Annotated in this window: 16 protein-coding genes; 6 read left to right on the forward strand and 10 right to left on the reverse strand. The window is 70.6% G+C overall.

What is annotated here, in order from left to right; all coding sequences use genetic code 11:
* Nucleotides 1-201 precede the first annotated feature (201 nt).
* Nucleotides 202-1,602, reverse strand: coding sequence for a signal recognition particle-docking protein FtsY (ftsY, locus tag KBO27_RS25260; protein ID WP_210972359.1), 1,401 nt, complete (start codon nucleotides 1,600-1,602; stop codon nucleotides 202-204).
* Nucleotides 1,603-1,728: 126 nt separating this feature from the next.
* Between ftsY and KBO27_RS25265 the strand changes: the two genes are divergently transcribed.
* Nucleotides 1,729-2,979 (forward strand): anhydro-N-acetylmuramic acid kinase, encoded by a 1,251-nt coding sequence (locus KBO27_RS25265; protein ID WP_210972360.1) that lies wholly within the window; start codon nucleotides 1,729-1,731, stop codon nucleotides 2,977-2,979.
* Nucleotides 2,980-2,987: 8 nt separating this feature from the next.
* Nucleotides 2,988-4,487 (forward strand): sodium:solute symporter, encoded by a 1,500-nt coding sequence (locus KBO27_RS25270; protein ID WP_210972361.1) that lies wholly within the window; start codon nucleotides 2,988-2,990, stop codon nucleotides 4,485-4,487.
* A 169-nt stretch (nucleotides 4,488-4,656) separates the two neighbouring features.
* Here the strand turns inward: KBO27_RS25270 and KBO27_RS25275 are convergent, their stop codons facing one another.
* The gene (locus KBO27_RS25275; protein WP_210972362.1) at nucleotides 4,657-5,319 is read right to left on the reverse strand and encodes a hypothetical protein; all 663 of its coding nucleotides are present in this window, start codon (nucleotides 5,317-5,319) and stop codon (nucleotides 4,657-4,659) included.
* 199 nt (nucleotides 5,320-5,518) lie between these two features.
* Between KBO27_RS25275 and KBO27_RS25280 the strand changes: the two genes are divergently transcribed.
* Nucleotides 5,519-5,854, forward strand: coding sequence for a zf-HC2 domain-containing protein (locus KBO27_RS25280; protein ID WP_210972363.1), 336 nt, complete (start codon nucleotides 5,519-5,521; stop codon nucleotides 5,852-5,854).
* Between the two features lie 19 nt (nucleotides 5,855-5,873).
* On the opposite strand, the gene smc is transcribed toward KBO27_RS25280, so the two are convergent.
* Complete coding sequence (smc, locus tag KBO27_RS25285) at nucleotides 5,874-9,524, reverse strand: chromosome segregation protein SMC (protein WP_210972364.1); 3,651 nt, start codon at nucleotides 9,522-9,524, stop codon at nucleotides 5,874-5,876.
* Between the two features lie 239 nt (nucleotides 9,525-9,763).
* Here smc and KBO27_RS25290 point away from each other — a divergent pair, with 239 nt between their 5' ends.
* Nucleotides 9,764-10,720 (forward strand): IS200/IS605 family accessory protein TnpB-related protein, encoded by a 957-nt coding sequence (locus tag KBO27_RS25290; protein WP_210972365.1) that lies wholly within the window; start codon nucleotides 9,764-9,766, stop codon nucleotides 10,718-10,720.
* A gap of 5 nt (nucleotides 10,721-10,725) precedes the next feature.
* Nucleotides 10,726-11,091 (forward strand): zinc ribbon domain-containing protein, encoded by a 366-nt coding sequence (locus KBO27_RS34870; RefSeq protein WP_372448881.1) that lies wholly within the window; start codon nucleotides 10,726-10,728, stop codon nucleotides 11,089-11,091.
* Here KBO27_RS34870 and KBO27_RS25300 read toward each other — a convergent pair.
* Entirely contained in the window at nucleotides 11,031-11,315 is a 285-nt protein-coding gene (locus KBO27_RS25300; protein ID WP_210972367.1) for an acylphosphatase, read from the reverse strand. The genes KBO27_RS34870 and KBO27_RS25300 overlap by 61 nt on opposite strands.
* 31 nt (nucleotides 11,316-11,346) lie before the next feature.
* Nucleotides 11,347-11,910 (reverse strand): hypothetical protein, encoded by a 564-nt coding sequence (locus tag KBO27_RS25305; RefSeq protein WP_210972368.1) that lies wholly within the window; start codon nucleotides 11,908-11,910, stop codon nucleotides 11,347-11,349.
* Between the two features lie 33 nt (nucleotides 11,911-11,943).
* Between KBO27_RS25305 and KBO27_RS25310 the strand changes: the two genes are divergently transcribed.
* Nucleotides 11,944-12,132 carry a hypothetical protein gene (locus KBO27_RS25310; protein WP_210972369.1) on the forward strand — a complete coding sequence of 63 codons (189 nt, stop codon included), beginning with the start codon at nucleotides 11,944-11,946 and terminating at the stop codon, nucleotides 12,130-12,132.
* A gap of 1 nt (nucleotide 12,133) precedes the next feature.
* Here the strand turns inward: KBO27_RS25310 and KBO27_RS25315 are convergent, their stop codons facing one another.
* From KBO27_RS25315 to KBO27_RS25335, 5 genes are all read right to left on the reverse strand, one after another.
* Nucleotides 12,134-12,748, reverse strand: a complete 615-nt coding sequence (locus KBO27_RS25315; RefSeq protein WP_210972370.1) for a nucleoside/nucleotide kinase family protein — start codon at nucleotides 12,746-12,748, stop codon at nucleotides 12,134-12,136.
* A gap of 148 nt (nucleotides 12,749-12,896) precedes the next feature.
* Entirely contained in the window at nucleotides 12,897-13,742 is an 846-nt protein-coding gene (locus KBO27_RS25320; protein WP_210972371.1) for an ESX secretion-associated protein EspG, read from the reverse strand.
* A gap of 2 nt (nucleotides 13,743-13,744) precedes the next feature.
* On the reverse strand, nucleotides 13,745-15,073 hold the full coding sequence (locus tag KBO27_RS25325; protein ID WP_210972372.1) for a hypothetical protein: 1,329 nt from the start codon (nucleotides 15,071-15,073) through the stop codon (nucleotides 13,745-13,747).
* 9 nt (nucleotides 15,074-15,082) lie between these two features.
* Nucleotides 15,083-15,673, reverse strand: a complete 591-nt coding sequence (locus tag KBO27_RS25330) for a DUF3558 family protein (protein WP_246538024.1) — start codon at nucleotides 15,671-15,673, stop codon at nucleotides 15,083-15,085.
* Nucleotides 15,674-15,690: 17 nt separating this feature from the next.
* Complete coding sequence (locus KBO27_RS25335; RefSeq protein ID WP_210972374.1) at nucleotides 15,691-16,062, reverse strand: hypothetical protein; 372 nt, start codon at nucleotides 16,060-16,062, stop codon at nucleotides 15,691-15,693.
* Nucleotides 16,063-16,156: the final 94 nt, after the last annotated feature.

Here is a 16,156-nt window from a genome sequence, read left to right on the forward strand (position 1 = left end):
ACCTGGCGCGCAAATGCCCCCGAACACCCCAAACCCGCCATCCGGAGGGCCACCGTTCGAATTTCGCGCGAAATTCGACCGGGATCTTTCGGACTCGAATTTCGCGCGAAATTCGAATTGCCGTCCTCGCGGAGGGGCCCCGGCGCGACGAAGCCCCCGGCGAGCCGTGCCGGGGGCTTCGAATCGCGGTCGCGATGCGGGTCAGTTGAGCAGGGCGTCGACGAACGCTCCGGGCTCGAACGGGGCGAGGTCGTCCGCCCCCTCGCCGAGGCCGACGAGCTTGACCGGGACGCCGAGCTCGCGCTGGACCTGGAAGACGATGCCGCCCTTGGCGGTGCCGTCGAGCTTGGTCAACACGATGCCGGTGACGTCGACGACCTCGGAGAACACCCGGGCCTGCATGAGCCCGTTCTGCCCCGTGGTGGCGTCGAGGACCAGCAGCACCTCGTCGACCTGGGCCTTCTTCTCCACGACGCGCTTGACCTTGCCGAGCTCGTCCATCAGGCCGGTCTTGGTGTGCAACCGGCCGGCGGTGTCGACCAGCACCGCGTCCACGGCGCTGTCGCTGCCCCGGCTGACGGCCTCGAACGCCACGCTCGCCGGGTCGGCCCCCTCGTTGCCGCGCACCACCTCGGCGCCGACGCGCTCACCCCAGGTCGCCAGCTGCTCGACGGCGGCGGCGCGGAAGGTGTCGGCGGCACCGAGCAGCACGGTCCGGCCGTCGGCGACCAGGACGCGGGCCAGCTTGCCGGTGGTCGTGGTCTTGCCGGTGCCGTTGACGCCCACGACCAGCAGCACCGCCGGCTTGCCACCGTCGGCCGGGTCGCCGTGCGGCAGCGCGCGCACCGAGCGCTCCATGTCCTTGCCGAGCGCGTCGACGAGCACCTCGCGCAGGACGGTGCGGGCCTCCTCCGAGCTGCGCACGGCGCGGGAGGCGATCTCGGAGCGCAGCCGCTCGGTGATCTCGGTGGTGGTGGCCGCGCCCAGGTCGGCCATCAGCAGGGTGTCCTCGATCTCCTCCCAGGAGTCCTCGTCGAGGTCACCCGCGCCGAGCAGGCCCAGCAGGCTCTGCCCGAAGGTCGTGCGGGAGCGGGACAGCCGACCGCGGAGCCGTTCGAGGCGACCGGCGGTGGGCTCGATCTCCTCCACCTCGGCGGCGGGCGCCTCGGGCTCCGGCGGAGCCGCGGGCTCCGGCGGGGCTGTGGGCTGGGCGGGAACCTCCGGTTCCGCGACGGGTTCGGCCGTCGCGGTGTCCTCGGGCAGTTCGACGTCGACGATGCCGCGCCGCTCGGTGTCGCGCGGGACCGCCGCGTCGTCACCGACGCCGGGCTGGCCCTCCACCTCGGTGCGCTCCTCGACCGGGTGCTCCGGCGCGGCGGGTTCGGCCGCGGCCTCGGGCTCGGCGGTCGCGGCGCCGCTGGCGAAGCTGATGCCGCTACCGGTCTGGTAGCCGCCGCCCTTGACGGCGGTGGGCGCGTCGGCTTCGTCCTTCTCGCGCAGGCTGATCCGCCGACGGCGGTTGAGCACCACACCGGCGACCACGGCGAGAGCCAGCACCACCGCGACAACGACGACGATCAGAATCAGGGTTTCGGTGGTCACCCGCCCATCCTCCCACCTGCTCTAACCGCTTCCACCAGGCACCTGCCGGGCAGTCACGTGAGCAATTCACCAACAATGGCCACAAAGTGCTTGCTTTTTCATGCCCGTGTGCAATACACCACAGGTATGCGCTGGTGGCGAGTGGTGGGGCTGCTCTCGGGAACGTCGATGGACGGCATCGACGTCGTCGCGGCGGAAATGCGCCTGGACGGCGAGACGATCGAGCTCCGCCCGCTCGGCGACCGCACCCTCGACTACCCCGCCGACCTGCGCGAAGACCTCCTCGCGGCGCTGCCGCCGGGCACTCTCGACGCCGAGACCTTCTGCCGCCTGGACACCCGCGTGGGCCGGTGCTTCGCCGAAGCCGCGCTCCTGGGCGTGGATCTGGCGGGCGGCGAAGCCGACTTCGTCTCCTCGCTCGGCCAGACGATCTACCACTGGGTCGAGGGCGGCCGCGCCCACGGCACCCTCCAGATCGGTCAACCGGCCTGGATCGCCGAGGCCACCGGCCTGCCGGTCATCTCCGACCTGCGCACCCGCGACGTCGCCGCCTCCGGCCACGGCGCTCCCCTCGCAGGCGTCCTCGACTCCCTCTGGCTCGGAGACCCCGGATTTCAGTGGAAATCGGGGACCGGAGTTCCACTGAAATCGGGGACCGGAGTTCCACTGAAATCGGGGACACCGGACACCCCGGTGGCGCTGAACATCGGTGGGATCTCCAACATCGCCGTGGTCGGCGGGCCGGAGCCGCTGGCCTACGACACCGGTCCCGGCAACGCCCTGATCGACCTCGCCGCGCAGCAGCGGACCGGCAAGCCGCAGGACACCGACGGCGCGCTGGCCGCGTCCGGGACGGTGCGCGAGGACCTGCTCACGATCCTGCTGGACGACGAGTACTACCGGCTGCCCGCGCCGAAGTCGACCGGCAAGGAGCACTTCAACTCCGCCTACCTCGCCCGCGCGCTCGACGAGCTCGGCGATCCCGTCTCGGACGCCGACCTGCTGGCGACCCTGACCGAGCTGACCGCGCGCACCGTCGCCGACGCCTGCCGCGCCGAAGGCGCCGGACGCGTCGTCGTCGCCGGTGGCGGCGTGCGCAACCCCGTGCTGCTGGCTGCACTTCGCCGACAGCTGGACGTCCCGGTGCTGCTCAGCGACGATCTCGGGATGCCCGCCGACAGCAAGGAAGCCCTGCTCACCGCGCTGCTCGGCTTCCTGACCTGGAACGGGCTCCCCGGCAACACACCCGGGACCACGGGGGCCGCCGGTCCCCGGGTCCTGGGCAGCATCACGCCGGGAGCGACCGGCCTGCGACTGCCCGAACCCGCCACCACCCAGCCACGACGGCTGATCATGCGGTCCGCCGCAACGAACTAGGAGGCCAGATGCGATCGCTCGACCTCGTCGTGATCGGGTTGTACCTGATCGCGATGCCGGCCCTGGGATTGCTGCTCAGCGGCAAGCAGAAGAGCTCGCAGGACTACTTCGTCGGCGGGCGGCAACTCCCCTGGTGGGCCGTGTGCTTCTCGGTCGTGGCCACCGAGACCTCGACGCTGACCGTGATCAGCGTGCCGACGGTGGCCTACCTCGGCAGCTTCACCTACCTGCAGCTGGCGATCGGCTACCTGATCGGCCGCATCGTGGTCTCCTTCGTGCTGCTGCCCCGCTACTTCGCCGGAAACCTGGTGAGCGCCTACGCCTTCCTCGGCCAGCGCTTCGGAACCGGCCTGCAGGGCACCGCGTCGGTGACGTTCCTGATCACCCGGCTGCTCGCCGACGGCCTGCGGCTGTTCGCCACGGCGATCCCGGTGAAGGTGATGCTCGCGGCGTTCGACGTGCACCTGTCGTACTGGCAGATCATCGCGCTGCTGGCGGTCCTGACCGTGATCTACACCTACTTCGGCGGCATCAAGGCCGTGGTGTGGGTCGACGCGATCCAGATGTTCGTCTACATCGGCGGCGCGATCCTGGCCGGGATCATCCTGTTCGGCAAGCTCCCCGGCGACTGGTTCTCCACCGCGATGGCCGAGGGCAAGTTCCAGCTGCTGGACTTCTCCTCGTCGATCATCACCGACCAGTACGCGTTCTTCACCGCGGTGATCGGTGGCGCGGTGTTCGCGATGGCCTCGCACGGCGCCGACCAGCTGATGGTGCAGCGCCTGCTGGCCTGCAAGGACCTCAAGGACGGCCGGCGGGCGCTGATCGCCAGCGGTGTCGTGGTGGCCCTGCAGTTCGGGCTGTTCCTGTTCATCGGCACCATGCTGTGGTCGTTCTTCAAGGGAGCCACCCCGGAGTCGATGGGGCTGGCCAGCTCCGACGAGCTGTTCCCGCAGTTCATCGTCAACGACCTGCCGCCGGGCATCTCCGGGCTGTTCATCGCCGGCATCCTCGCCGCCGCGATGAGCACCCTGGCGTCCTCGCTGAACTCGCTGTCGACCTCGACGGTCAGCGACCTCTACCAGCGGCTGTCGAAGAAACCGCTCGACGACGCGGCCGTGCTGAAGATGGGCAAGCTGTGGACGCTGGTGTGGGCGGTGGTGTTCGTGGTGTTCGCGTCGATGTTCACCAGCACCGAGAACCCGGTGGTCGAGGTCGGTCTGAGCATCGCCAGCTACACCTACGGCGCGCTGCTGGGGGCGTTCCTGCTGGGGCTGCTGGTCAAGCGCGCTCGGCAGGCCGACGCGATCATCGCCTTCGTCGCGACCATCGCGGTGGTGCTGTACTTCGTCATCGGGGTGAGCTTCCCCGACGGTGAAGGAGGCGAGACCTCGCTGGCCTTCCCCTGGTACACCCCGCTGGGAGTGATCGTGACCCTCGTGGTCGGCGGCCTGCTGTCCCTCCGCCACAGCCGGTACACCGAGGAAACCGTCCCCGAAACCGTCTAACCCGGATTACCGCAGTAATCAGGTCCCCGATTACTGCGGTAATCCGCACCCCAACCCCGGCCAGAGCCTCGAATACGGCCGCAATCGGGTACCTGATCACGGCCGTGTTCGGGGTTGGACGCGAGCGCGGCCCCCGGTGAGTCACCGGGGGCCGCGTTGTGCTCGTGGATCAGGCGAAGGCCAGGGGGAGGAGGCCGACGAGGAGGAACAGGACGAACACGGCGATGCTGATGCCGATGGTCAGGCCCAGTCCCGGGGTCTCCTGCGGGGTCGGGCCGATGGCGCCGTCCATGAAGACCATCGCCGGGGGCTTGTAGTACACGTCGAGCTGCTGGCCGGCTCCGACCGGGATCACCGCGGTCGCGTAACCGATCTTCCACAGGTAGTTCACGTGGACCCGGATCTGGTGCTGCCCGGGCGGCAGGTCGATCGGGTTCTTGCCCCAGGTCAGCACCGGGCCGGGCTGGCCGTTGATCGTCACCTGCGGCTTGAACAGCAGGAAGGCCAGCATCAGCCAGTGGTACGAGCAGTCGATCAGCAGACGTCCCATGCCGGGCGGAGGCGGCGGGAACTGCGGGGGCATCTGCTGCTGCGGCATCTGCTGGTGCGGAGGCATCTGCTGCGGGGGCATCTGCGGCATCGGGCCGGACTGCGGGTAGCCGGGGCCCTGCTGGGGGTAGCCCTGCGGCGGATAACCCTGCTGCTGCGGGTAGCCCTGCGGCATCGGCTGCTGCGGCATCGGGCCGGACGGCGGACCGTAGCCGGGGGGCACCTGGGCGCCCTGCTGCGGATACGGCGACTGCCCTGGCGGGGGGCCGTACGGGTTGGTCATCAAGATCTCCTAGTGCCTGCCTCGGTCCCCGCACTCGGGGTGGTGCTCGCGGGAGCACGACGCCGACTCCTCGCCCGGTGAGATGCCGGATCACGCTCATCTTCGCGCATGCGTTCCCCTGCCCCCAAACCCCCATCCGCAATGCCTGCGCACAGCCCTTCAGTCCTGGTGACGACGAGCCGATCAAGGAGCAATGAGGATGTTCGTCCACAGGAGCCGGGCCGGATCGCCCACCGCGCACGGCACCGATCACCGGGAGTTCCAGAGCAGGCTGGACGCCTACGCGGTCGGCGACCTCGACGACGTCGACTGGCTGATGATGCGCACGCACCTGGCCGAATGCGCCGACTGCCAGGCGGACATGCGCCGCCCCGAGCTGTGGAACCGCGCCGCACCGCAACGCATCACCGCTGATCACGAGGTGATGCGGCACCCGCACCGGGAGACGGCACCGGGCTGGGCGCTGATGCTCGGCATCGTCCTGGTGGCCGCGCTCGTCGCCTTCGGCATCGGTTACGCCTGGGGCGGGATCTAGGGGCTGCCCTGAACAGTCCTCAGTCCAGGACCGAGGCGACGTCACCTTCCTCCGGGGCGCCTTCGGGCTCGGGTTCGTCGGACTTCTTGTCCGCCTTGCCCTTCAGGCGCTGCGAGATGACCTGGGTGATGCCGTCGCCGCGCATCGTCACGCCGTAGAGCGCGTCGGCGATCTCCATGGTCGGCTTCTGGTGCGTGATGATGATCAGCTGCGAGGTGGCGCGCAGCTGGTCGAGCAGCGTGATCAGGCGCCGCAGGTTGGTGTCGTCCAGCGCCGCCTCGACCTCGTCCATCACGTAGAACGGCGAGGGGCGAGCGCGGAAGATCGCCACCAGCATCGCCACCGCGGTCAGCGACTTCTCACCACCGGACAGCAGCGACAGCCGCTTGACCTTCTTGCCCGGCGGACGCGCTTCGACCTCGACACCGGTGCTGAGCATGTCGCCGGGATCGGTCAGGGTGAGGCGGCCGTCGCCACCCGGGAACAGGACCTTGAAGACGACCTCGAACTCCTTGGCCACGTCCTCGAAAGCCGAGCTGAAGACCTCCAGGATCTTCTCGTCGACCTCCTTGACCACGCTGAGCAGGTCGCGGCGGCTGTCCTTGAGGTCTTCCAGCTGGGTGGACAGGAACTTGTAGCGCTCCTCCAGCGCCGCGAACTCCTCCAGCGCCAGCGGGTTGACCTTGCCCAGCAGCGACAGGTCCTTCTCCGCGCGCTTGGCGCGCCGCTCCTGGGTCGCCCGGTCGAAGGGCACCGGCGGCGGGGCGCTGACCTCGTCGCCGCGTTCCTTCGCGGCCTCGTACTCGGCGACCTCGGCGGGGCTCGGCGGCACCGGCACGGTCGGGCCGTACTCGTCGACCAGGTCGTCCAGGCCGATCCCGAAGTCCTCGATGATCTTGGTTTCGAGCTGCTCGATCCGCAGCCGCTGCTCGGCGCGCACCACCTCGTCGCGGTGCACCGCGTCGGTCAGCTTCTCCAGCTCACCGGACAGCTCGCGGACGCGCGCGCGGATCACACCGAGGGCCTGCTCGTGCTCGCTCTGCTTGGCCTGCGCGACGTCTCGTTCCTCGGTCGCGGCCTGCAGCGACACCGTGATCCGCTCCAGCGCGATCTCGGCTCCGTCGATGACGGCGCGGGTGACGCGGGCGGCGCGCTCCCGGGCCTCGCGGGCGGCCGCGGCGCGGGCGCGGGTCTCGCGCTCGTGACGCGCGGCGCGGCGCAGCTGATCGGCCCGGCCCTGCACGGCGCGGGCGCGCTCCTCGGCGGTGCGCTGGGTCAGCCGCGCGTCCATCTCCTGCTGGCGCACGGCCGTCAGCTCGGTGGAGAGGCGGTCGCGCTCGTCGGTGTCGGGCTCGGCGGCCTCTTCCTGCTCGTTCTTCACCGCGTCCAGGCGCTCTTCGAGCTCGGCGAGCTTGACCAGCGACTGGTCGCGGGTCTGCTCGACCTTGACGCGCTGCTCGGAGATCCGCTCGACCTCGGAGGTCGCGTTGCGGGCGGCGCGCTGCAGGCTCGACAGCCGCTCGGTGCTGCGGGCGCGGGCGACCTTGGCCTCGTTGATCTGCTCCTGCGCGGCACGGGCCTCGGCGCGCCGCGACTCCTCCTCGGCGCGGGCGCCTTCCAGCGCGGCCGAGTGCTGCTCCAGCCTGCGCTCGGCCGCGGCGAGCTCGCTCTCGGCCTCGTCGACGGCGGCGCGGACCTCGATGACGCTCTGCTTGTCGTCCGAACCGCCGGTGGCCCAGTGCGCGCCGAGCACGTCACCGGTCGAGGTCACCGCCCGGACGCTCGGGTGGGCCTGCACGACTTCCCGCGCGGCGTCGAGGGTGTCGACCACCACGACCTGGTCCAGCGCGCTGAGCACCGCACCCCGGAGCTCGTCCGGGGCGGTGATCAGGTCCACGGCCCACCGGGCCGAACCGGGCAGCCGCGGCCAGTGCGAGCGGTCGACGTCGGCGTCGGAGCCGATCACCACTCCGGAACGGCCCGCGTCGTCGGACTTGAGCAGGTTCAGCGCGGTCACCGCGTCGGTGACACCGCGCACCACGACCGCGTCGGCGACCGCGCCCAGCGCTGCGGCGAGCGCGGCCTCGGCACCGGTTTCGACGGTGAGCAGCGCGGCGACCGATCCCAGCAGGCCGGGCACCCGGTCACCGGCGGCCAGCAGCGCGCCGGCGCCGTCCTTGCGCTGCAGCCCCATCGACAGGGCCTCGACCCGCGCCTTCCAGGACGCGATCTCGCGTTCCGCGGCGCGCTCCTGCTTGACCAGCTCCTCCACCCGCGCGCGGGCGGCGTCGCGCGCCTGCGCCGCGTTCTCGCGGCGTTCCTGCAAGCCGGCGTCGTCGGAGTCGTAGCCGCCGCTCTCCTCCTCGGCATCGGCCAGCGCGCCGTGCGCCTCCTCGGCGCGAGCGGTGGCCTCCTCCAGGGATTCGCTGAGGCGCTCGATCTCGTCGGCGCTGTCGCTGACCTTCCCGCGCAGCGACTCGACCTGGCCGGACAGGCGGGCGGCGCCTTCGCGCCGGTCGGCGATGGCCCGCACCGCCGCCATGTGGGCCTGCTCGGCCTGCTTGAGCTGCGATTCCAGTTCGGAGCGGCGCTGCACCACGTCCTGCAGGGCTTCGCGCGCCTCCTCGACCTGCTCGCGGAGCTCGATCTCCTGCTCGGCGGCCTCCTCGGCCTCGGCGTCGAGCTGGTCGGGGTCGCGACCGGAGCGCTGCTCCTCGGTCTGCTCGGTGAGGTGCCGGTGCCGTTCGGCGGCCAGCCGCAGCGTGCCGCGCAGGCGCTCTTCCAGCGCCGACAGCCGGTACCAGGTCTCCTGGGCCTTGTTCAGGCGCGGCGCGTCGGCGGCCACCGCCTCTTCGAGGCTCTTCTCCTCGGACTGGGCGAACTGCAGGGCCCGCTCGACCTCGGTGCGCTTGGCACGCGCGGTCTCCTGGTCGGCCTCGTCGCGGGCCAGGTCCGCGCGGGCCGTGACCAGGTCGTCGGCGATCAGCCGGAGCCTGGCGTCGCGCAGATCGGCCTGCACGGTCTGCGCCTTGCGGGCGATCTCGGCCTGCTTGCCCAGCGGCTTGAGCTGTCGCCGCAGCTCGCTGGTGAGGTCGGTCAGACGCGTCAGGTTGGCCTGCATCGCATCGAGCTTGCGCAGCGCCTTTTCCTTGCGCTTGCGGTGCTTGAGCACGCCGGCGGCCTCTTCGATGAGGCGGCGGTTCTCGTCCGGCTTGGCCTGCAGGATCGACGCCAGCTGGCCCTGGCCGACGATGACGTGCATCTCGCGGCCGATGCCGGAGTCCGACAGCAGTTCCTGCACGTCCATCAACCGGCAGGTGTTGCCGTTGATCTCGTACTCGCTGGCGCCGTCGCGGAACATCCGGCGGGTGATGGAGACCTCGGTGTACTCGATCGGCAGCGCGCCGTCGGCGTTGTCGATGGTCAGCGTGACCTCGGCGCGTCCCAGCGGGGCGCGGCCCGCGGTGCCCGCGAAGATCACGTCCTCCATCTTGCCGCCGCGCAGGTCCTTCGCGCCCTGCTCGCCCATCACCCAGCGCAGCGCGTCGAGGACGTTGGACTTGCCGGAGCCGTTGGGGCCGACGACGCAGGTGATGCCGGGTTCGAAGCGCAGCGTCGTGGCCGAGGCGAAGGACTTGAACCCCTTCAGCGTCAGGCTCTTGAGATGCACGGCTGCCGTCGACCTTCCCGTCGGTTACGCGACCACGTCCGCGAGACTCTACCGTCGATCGAGGTCCGCCCGACGCAGAACCGCTGGTTCAGCGCTCGACGCAGGATCCTCCGGCCGGCTCCGGTGCGGAAATTGAGTTCCCGATGCACGAGGAACGGCGCCCCGCACCTGACTCGCTCTCAGCCATGATCGTCTGCTTGTCAAAGGGCTTTGTCGGTGATCGCTGTCATAGTCCGGGTGTGAAGATCATGGTGCAGGTGAAGCTGATCCCAACGTCGGCGCAAGCGTCGGCGCTGGAAGCGACCCTGCGCACGGTCAACCGAGCCGCCAACGACGTTTCCCGGACCGGTTTCGAACGTTGCGGTCTTCGTGGTGAGGTCAAGCGGCTGCGGTCGGAGTGCTACGCCGACCTCAGGGGCCGTGGTCTCGGGGCTCAGGCCGCGCAACACATCATCAAGCGTGTCGCCGATGCCTACGCCACCCTGCGCGGCAACATTTACCACGGGAACTTGGGCAAGACGGGTTCGAAGCGGCGTGTGAAGGCGGAGTCGAAGCCGATCGAGTTCCGCATGGATGCGGCGCACACCTTCGACGACCGTTGTTTGTCGTGGAACTACGACCAGCGCACGGTCTCGATCTGGACCGTGCACGGGCGGTTGAAGAACGTCGCGTTCGCCGCCTCGCCCAACGATCTGAGGCCCCTGGTCGAGCATCGTCGGGGAGAGTCTGACTTGGTTTTCCGGGATGGCAAGTGGTTCCTGCTCGCCGTCTGCGACATTCCCGAGCAACCGGAGTTCGAGCCTCGGGATTGGGTCGGGGTGGACCGGGAGATCAACAACCTGGCCACCACCAGCGATGCGACCAACTATTCCGGCCGTGGATTGAATCGTTACCGCCGGTGGCAGGCTCGGAAGAAGGCAGAGATCCAGGCCAAGCGCACCCGCTCCGCCGCACGCCTGCTCAAGAAGCGAGCCAAGCGGGAGGCGCGGCACGCCGCGCACATCAATCACTCGATCGCCAAGGACGTGGTGGCCGTCGCCCAACGCACCGAACGCGGCATCGCCCTCGAAGACCTCAAGGGCATCCGTGAGCGGGTCACGGTTCGACGCGACCAGCGGGCCACACAATCGTCCTGGCCGTTCCACCAGCTCGGCACGTTCATCGCGTACAAGGCGCAGCGTGTGGGGTGCCGGTGATCGAGGTGGACGCGGCCTACACCTCGCACCGCTGCCCACTGCGGGGGTGTGGACACACCGAGCGGGCCAACCGGCCCACCCGGGATATCTTTTCTTGTCGTCGGTGCGGTCTCGCTGGACCAGCTGACGTCGTCGCCGGGGTCAACGTGCGCGACCGCGCGCGCTCGGCGTGGGTATTCGTAAACATGCCCCAACCCCACCTAGTGGTGGGCGAAGCGACCCGTCTCACCGCAGCCAGCCGTGAGACGAGAGCGCAAGCACAGACCACACGGACCGAGCCGCCTAAGACTCGTCCTCAGGTCCGAGCAGTTTACCGCTCGACGAAGCCCGTCAGGCCGCCCTTGGGTTGCAGCCACAGCTCGGCGACGTGATCCACCCGACCGGGTGTCCGGCCGGAACGCAGCGCCTCCAGGAGTTTTTCGCAGTCTTCCCGCGGCCCCTCGGCGACGACCTCGACCCGGCTCGCGGGGAGGTTGGTGGCGCTGCCGACGAGTCCCAGCTCCAGCGCGCGAGATCGCGTCCACCAGCGAAAACCCACGCCCTGAACCTGTCCGTGCACCCGCGCGATCAGTCGTGCCCGTTCCGATTCCGTCACGGTCCCCGATGATGCCGCGCGCGCCCCGAGGTCACATCACCGGCAGCTGATCGAGACGAATCCGGCTGCCGGTATGATCCGCCAGATCCCGGCGCGAGCCGGTGACCGCGGGGGACGAGGACAAACCGACACGAGTTGGGGCACCGATGGACCCGTTAGACGTGGAAGACCCGGACGCCCGGCCGAAGCGCCTGGTGATGCTCGCCGCGTCCGGCATCGCGGTGGCCACGATCTTCGCGACGACCGCAGCGGTCGTGGCCGGATCCGACAGGCGCGAGTCCGCGGGCCCGGACATCACCCTGCACCCCACCACCACGCGCACCAGCGCCACCTCGTACACGACCGCGCCGCCGATGCCCCCGGGCCCGCCGATCACCGGCACCACGAGCTCGGAGACCTCCACCACCAGCGAGGAATCGTCGACCACGCGCAGCTCGTCGTCGACGACGCCGTCGGCGACGCAGGCACCGCCGCCGCCACCTCCGAGCCCGACCACGACGACGCCGCGCCCGACGCCGACCAGGCCGTCGCCCACCCGCCCGTCGCCGACGCCGACCACCACGACCGAGCCGGACCCGCCGGAGCCCACCGCCACGCACGGCCCCAGCGCGACCCAGACGTCGAACTGATGTCGCTGGCAGTGCACGCGTGCCGGTCGTTGTGCTCGTGGCACCGGACTCCCGCGCAGCTCGACGGGCTTCCGCTGCTGGCCTGCCGGGGCTGCGGTTCGCAGTGGATCCGCAGCGAGGCGTGGACGCCGATCGACCACACCGGCCGCATCCCCGACGACGTGCGCGCGGAACTCCGGAAGCGCTGAGTCAGCTCGGGTCGCCCTCCACGACGAGGTCCGCGCGGTGGCGGGTGCCCGCGACGAGGGCGGCGTTGCGCTCATCGCTGCGGCGGACCCACTCGGCCGCGGCCTCCGGCGACCGGCCGTAGCGGACGTGGCGGTCGATCAGCCGCTGCACGCGCAACTCGTCGTCGGGCGCGAGGAACCAGCACTCGTCGAGCAGCCCGCGCACCTGCGACCAGGGCGGGGTGTCCAGCAGCAGGTAGTTGCCCTCGGTGATCACCAGCGGGACGTCGGGCTCCACGACGATCTCGGCGGCGAAGGACTCCTCGATCTCGCGGTGGAACCGGGGCGCGTACACGGCCTCCGATCCCTCCCGGATCCGCCGCAGCAGCGCGACGTACCCGGCGGCGTCGAAGGTGTCCGGCGCTCCCTTGCGGTCGGCCCGGCCCAACCGCCGCAGCTGCTCGTTGGCCAGGTGGAACCCGTCCATCGGCACCAGCACGGCGGAGTCGGCGACCGCGCTGAGCACCCGCTCGGCCACGGTGCCCTTGCCCGCTCCGGGCGCTCCGGCGATCCCCAGGATCGCGCGATTCCCGCTCTCCGCGAGGCGCTTCGCCCGCGAGATCAACTCCGAGTACACGACCCCACCCTAATTCCGCCGCCCCGCACCCCGATCTCCGATCCCACGGCACCGAGCGGTTGCGGCCCGAATCGACCCGGATCGATCACGGACGGTTCGAACCACAACCGCGCACTGCCCACGCCGTCCGCCCCGGGGTGACCGGATTTCAGTGGAAATCGGGGTACGGACTTCCACTGAAGTCGTGGGCCGCGGAGTCGTCCCAGACCTCGGCGAGGAGCTCCCTGACGTACTCGGCGAGCCGGCCGTTGTCGGCCGGTGCGATGGTGCTCCAGGCCCGGCCGTCACCGCTGCTGCGAACCACGTGCAGGTAGCGGCCGCGATCGGTGTCGTGGAAGGCCACCACGCGACCGGCGCGAGCGGGCTTGCCGCGGCCCGCGCTGCCCTCGGCCCCGAACTGGCCGCGAATCCCCATGTTGTTGGCCATGTTCGCGACGTCCGCCGCGTCGTCGTGAGCGACGCCGAGGAGGCGCAGCTCGTCGGTGAAGACCAGCGGGTTCCCCGCTCCGGCGACGTCCGAGGCCTTGCGCAGAGCGCCGTTGGGCAGGCTGACCGCGCGCCCGGGACCCGGCGGCACGTCACCGGCGACCGACACGGCGGCCTCGGCCAGCGAACCGCCCCGGATCGGAGTCATCTCGACCACGTCGCCGTCCACGACCGTCAGCAGCCCTTCACCGCCGTTCGCGCAGGCCAGCGCGCGGATCGGGCGATCGGCCCAGATGCGGACGTCGATGCTGCGCTGCGGCCGGTCCAGCAGTCCGAGCAGGTCGGCGAACTCCACCTCGACACGATCGCGCCTGGTCTCGGCGAGTCGCTTGTGCCGCAACGACTCCCACGCCTGCGCGACGAGTTCCGCGCGCTCGGTGTAGGTGGAACCCGGGCTGGGCACGTCGAGGATGATGTGGCGCCGCTCGTCGAACCCGGCCGCCTCGCAGACGACGTCGAACTCCAGCGCGGACAGGTAGATCGGGTCGGCTTCGGCTCCGGGGCGCAACGTCAGTCCTGCTTCTCCGGCTCGGCGTCGTCGTCCTCGTCTTCGCCCTCGGTGGCCGCCGGCTCGACGTGGCCCAGGACCGCGGGAGCGACCAGCCGGTCGTCGTCGAACGGGGTTTCCTCGGCGGTGTACTTGTTCTCGTGCTCGGAGTCCTCACCCGGCTTCTCGCCGCGCGTGGCCGCCGGCGACATCATCGATCCCGGCGCGGGCCGGCTGCCCGGGGTGCTGCCCGCGGCCTTGCCCGCCACCGTGTCGCCCGGACCTCCGCCGATGGTCCCGCCCCGCGGCGTGGGCGTCTTCGCCTCGCCCGCGCCGGGCACGACCTTGGGGCCGGACGCGGTCGCCGGGAGCCGGCCGCCGAGGGCCTTGCTCGCCGCGTACGCGCCGATCCCGGCCACCGCCGCACCACCGGCGGCGATGCCGAGGACCGTTCCCGTGCTGACCCCGCCGTCATCGGCCCCGGCCTGCGGGTCCGGATCGGCGTCGAACTCGGCGGCGTGCTCGTCCTCGCCCTGGCCGGGACGTTCCTGGTCTCCGGGACGCCTCCCCGCGGGCGGCTGCCCGGCCGACGGCTGCTCGACCGGCGTCCGCGGCGCACCCGGCCGGTCACCCCCGACCTGACCTCCCCCGACCTGACCGCCGGCGACCGTGCCACCGGCGATCGCACCGCCGACGACCGCGCCACCGGCGAGGTCTGCCTGCGAGCCACCCGTGGCGGTCCCGAACGATCCGACCCCGGCCGAGGGCGTGGCCCCGGACGACGCCGCGGGCACCACCGCGGCGGCCGGCATCGTCGGCAGCGGCTGGTAGGCCTGGGCCTGCTCGACCGAGGTGTCGCGGTAGTTCGACAGCGCCGCCTGCGCGGCCTGCTTCTCGGCCTCGATCTTCTTGGCTTCCTCGTCGTAGTCGCTCTCGTAGCCGAAACCACCGCCGGCCCACTCGAAGACGTTCTCCGACTGCTTGTGCCGCAGCTCCTCGGCGTTGGGCAGCCGGTGCCGCGCCGACTCGTACCCGCCGGCCTGCGCGTCGACGCTGCTCGCGGACACCGCGAGCGGGTCGGGGGCGTTGCCGAGGGCCACGCTCTGCTGCCGGGTCGCCTCGGCGGCGAGACTGCCCGCGCTGCCCTCCCACTCGACGTGCAGCTTGCCGAGCTCGCGGCGCAGCGTGTCGTCGAGGTCGACCACGACCTGCACGCACTTGTCCAACGCGCGAACGGCTCCCTGCATCGCCTGGGTCCCCTGGCCCTGCTTGATCTGAGCGATCCACTCCTGCAGCTCGGGGATGTCCATCCCCTTGAAGCGGATGTCGCGGATCGGGTCGATGTAGGTCACGCCAGCCCCCTAGCTCTGAGCCTGCAACGTGCTGACGGCGGAATGCGCCGCCGTCTGGGCCTTCTCGCACATCTGGTCGGCGTTCATGGCACCGGGCGTCTGCAACTGCATGTTGACCCAGACCGTCTGGCCTTGCGCCGCGTCGATGAACGCGTCGCAACCGAGGCTCTCCCCGCCGCCGATCTGGCTCTGCACGGTGCCGAAACCGTTGAGCTCGTAGACCTGCCGCGTTCCCGGGCTGGAATTGATCTTCTGCAGGAACAGCTCGATCGGCTCAGGCACGATGCGCACGCCGATGGCGAAGCGTGCCGCGCCGGTATCGCCGAGGTAGCCGCAACCGTTGTAGTTGTCCCCGTCCTTGATCACCGGCTGTGCGCCGCTGACCCGCAACGACTGCTGCTGCTCGGCGCTCAGCCAAGTGCACACGTCATCGTCCCGCTTGCCCGCGACTGCCAGATCCTTGGGCCGCTGCGGCAGTTTCATCGACTCGTCGGGAGCGGGAGCACTCGGCGCCGGGGCCGGATCGGGACCGTTGACGGTGCAACCGGTCACGGCGAGCAGAGTCGCACCGGCAGCCGCCGCTGCGAGCCAGGTACGCATTCGCACCGGGGTTCCCCTCACTTCGATCCTCGCGTCAGCTGGAAGGAGGCGCTGATCTCCTCGTCGGTGTAGCCGTACTGCTTGGCCGCTTCACCGAGCTGCTCCCCGAGCTGCACGACGTTGTCCACGTACTGCATGAGCCGGTTGAAGTGCGAATCGGGATTGCCCAGCAGGTAGGCGGTCCAGGTGTTCGCGGCGTGCTTGCTGACGTCATCGTTAGCCGGCGGGACGACCTGCAGGCTGGCGGCGAGGCCGTACAACCGCTCGCGGGCGTCCTCGGCCGCGGCCAGGATGGTCCTGCGGACCTGGAGGACGTTGTCCTTGTTGACCGTGATGGTCTGCCCGGCAACACCCGCGTCCGGCGCGGGAGGCGGTGGTGGTGTCGTCATCGCGGAAACCCCCAGGTCGCGGCGGCATTTGATCACCCGGTCGGAACCGACAGTAGCAGCGCTCCAACCCGCCCAGCACCCACTTCCCGGAACT

Origin of the sequence: Saccharopolyspora endophytica, assembly GCF_018070075.1 — a bacterium.
In the GTDB taxonomy this organism is placed as follows: domain Bacteria; phylum Actinomycetota; class Actinomycetes; order Mycobacteriales; family Pseudonocardiaceae; genus Saccharopolyspora; species Saccharopolyspora endophytica.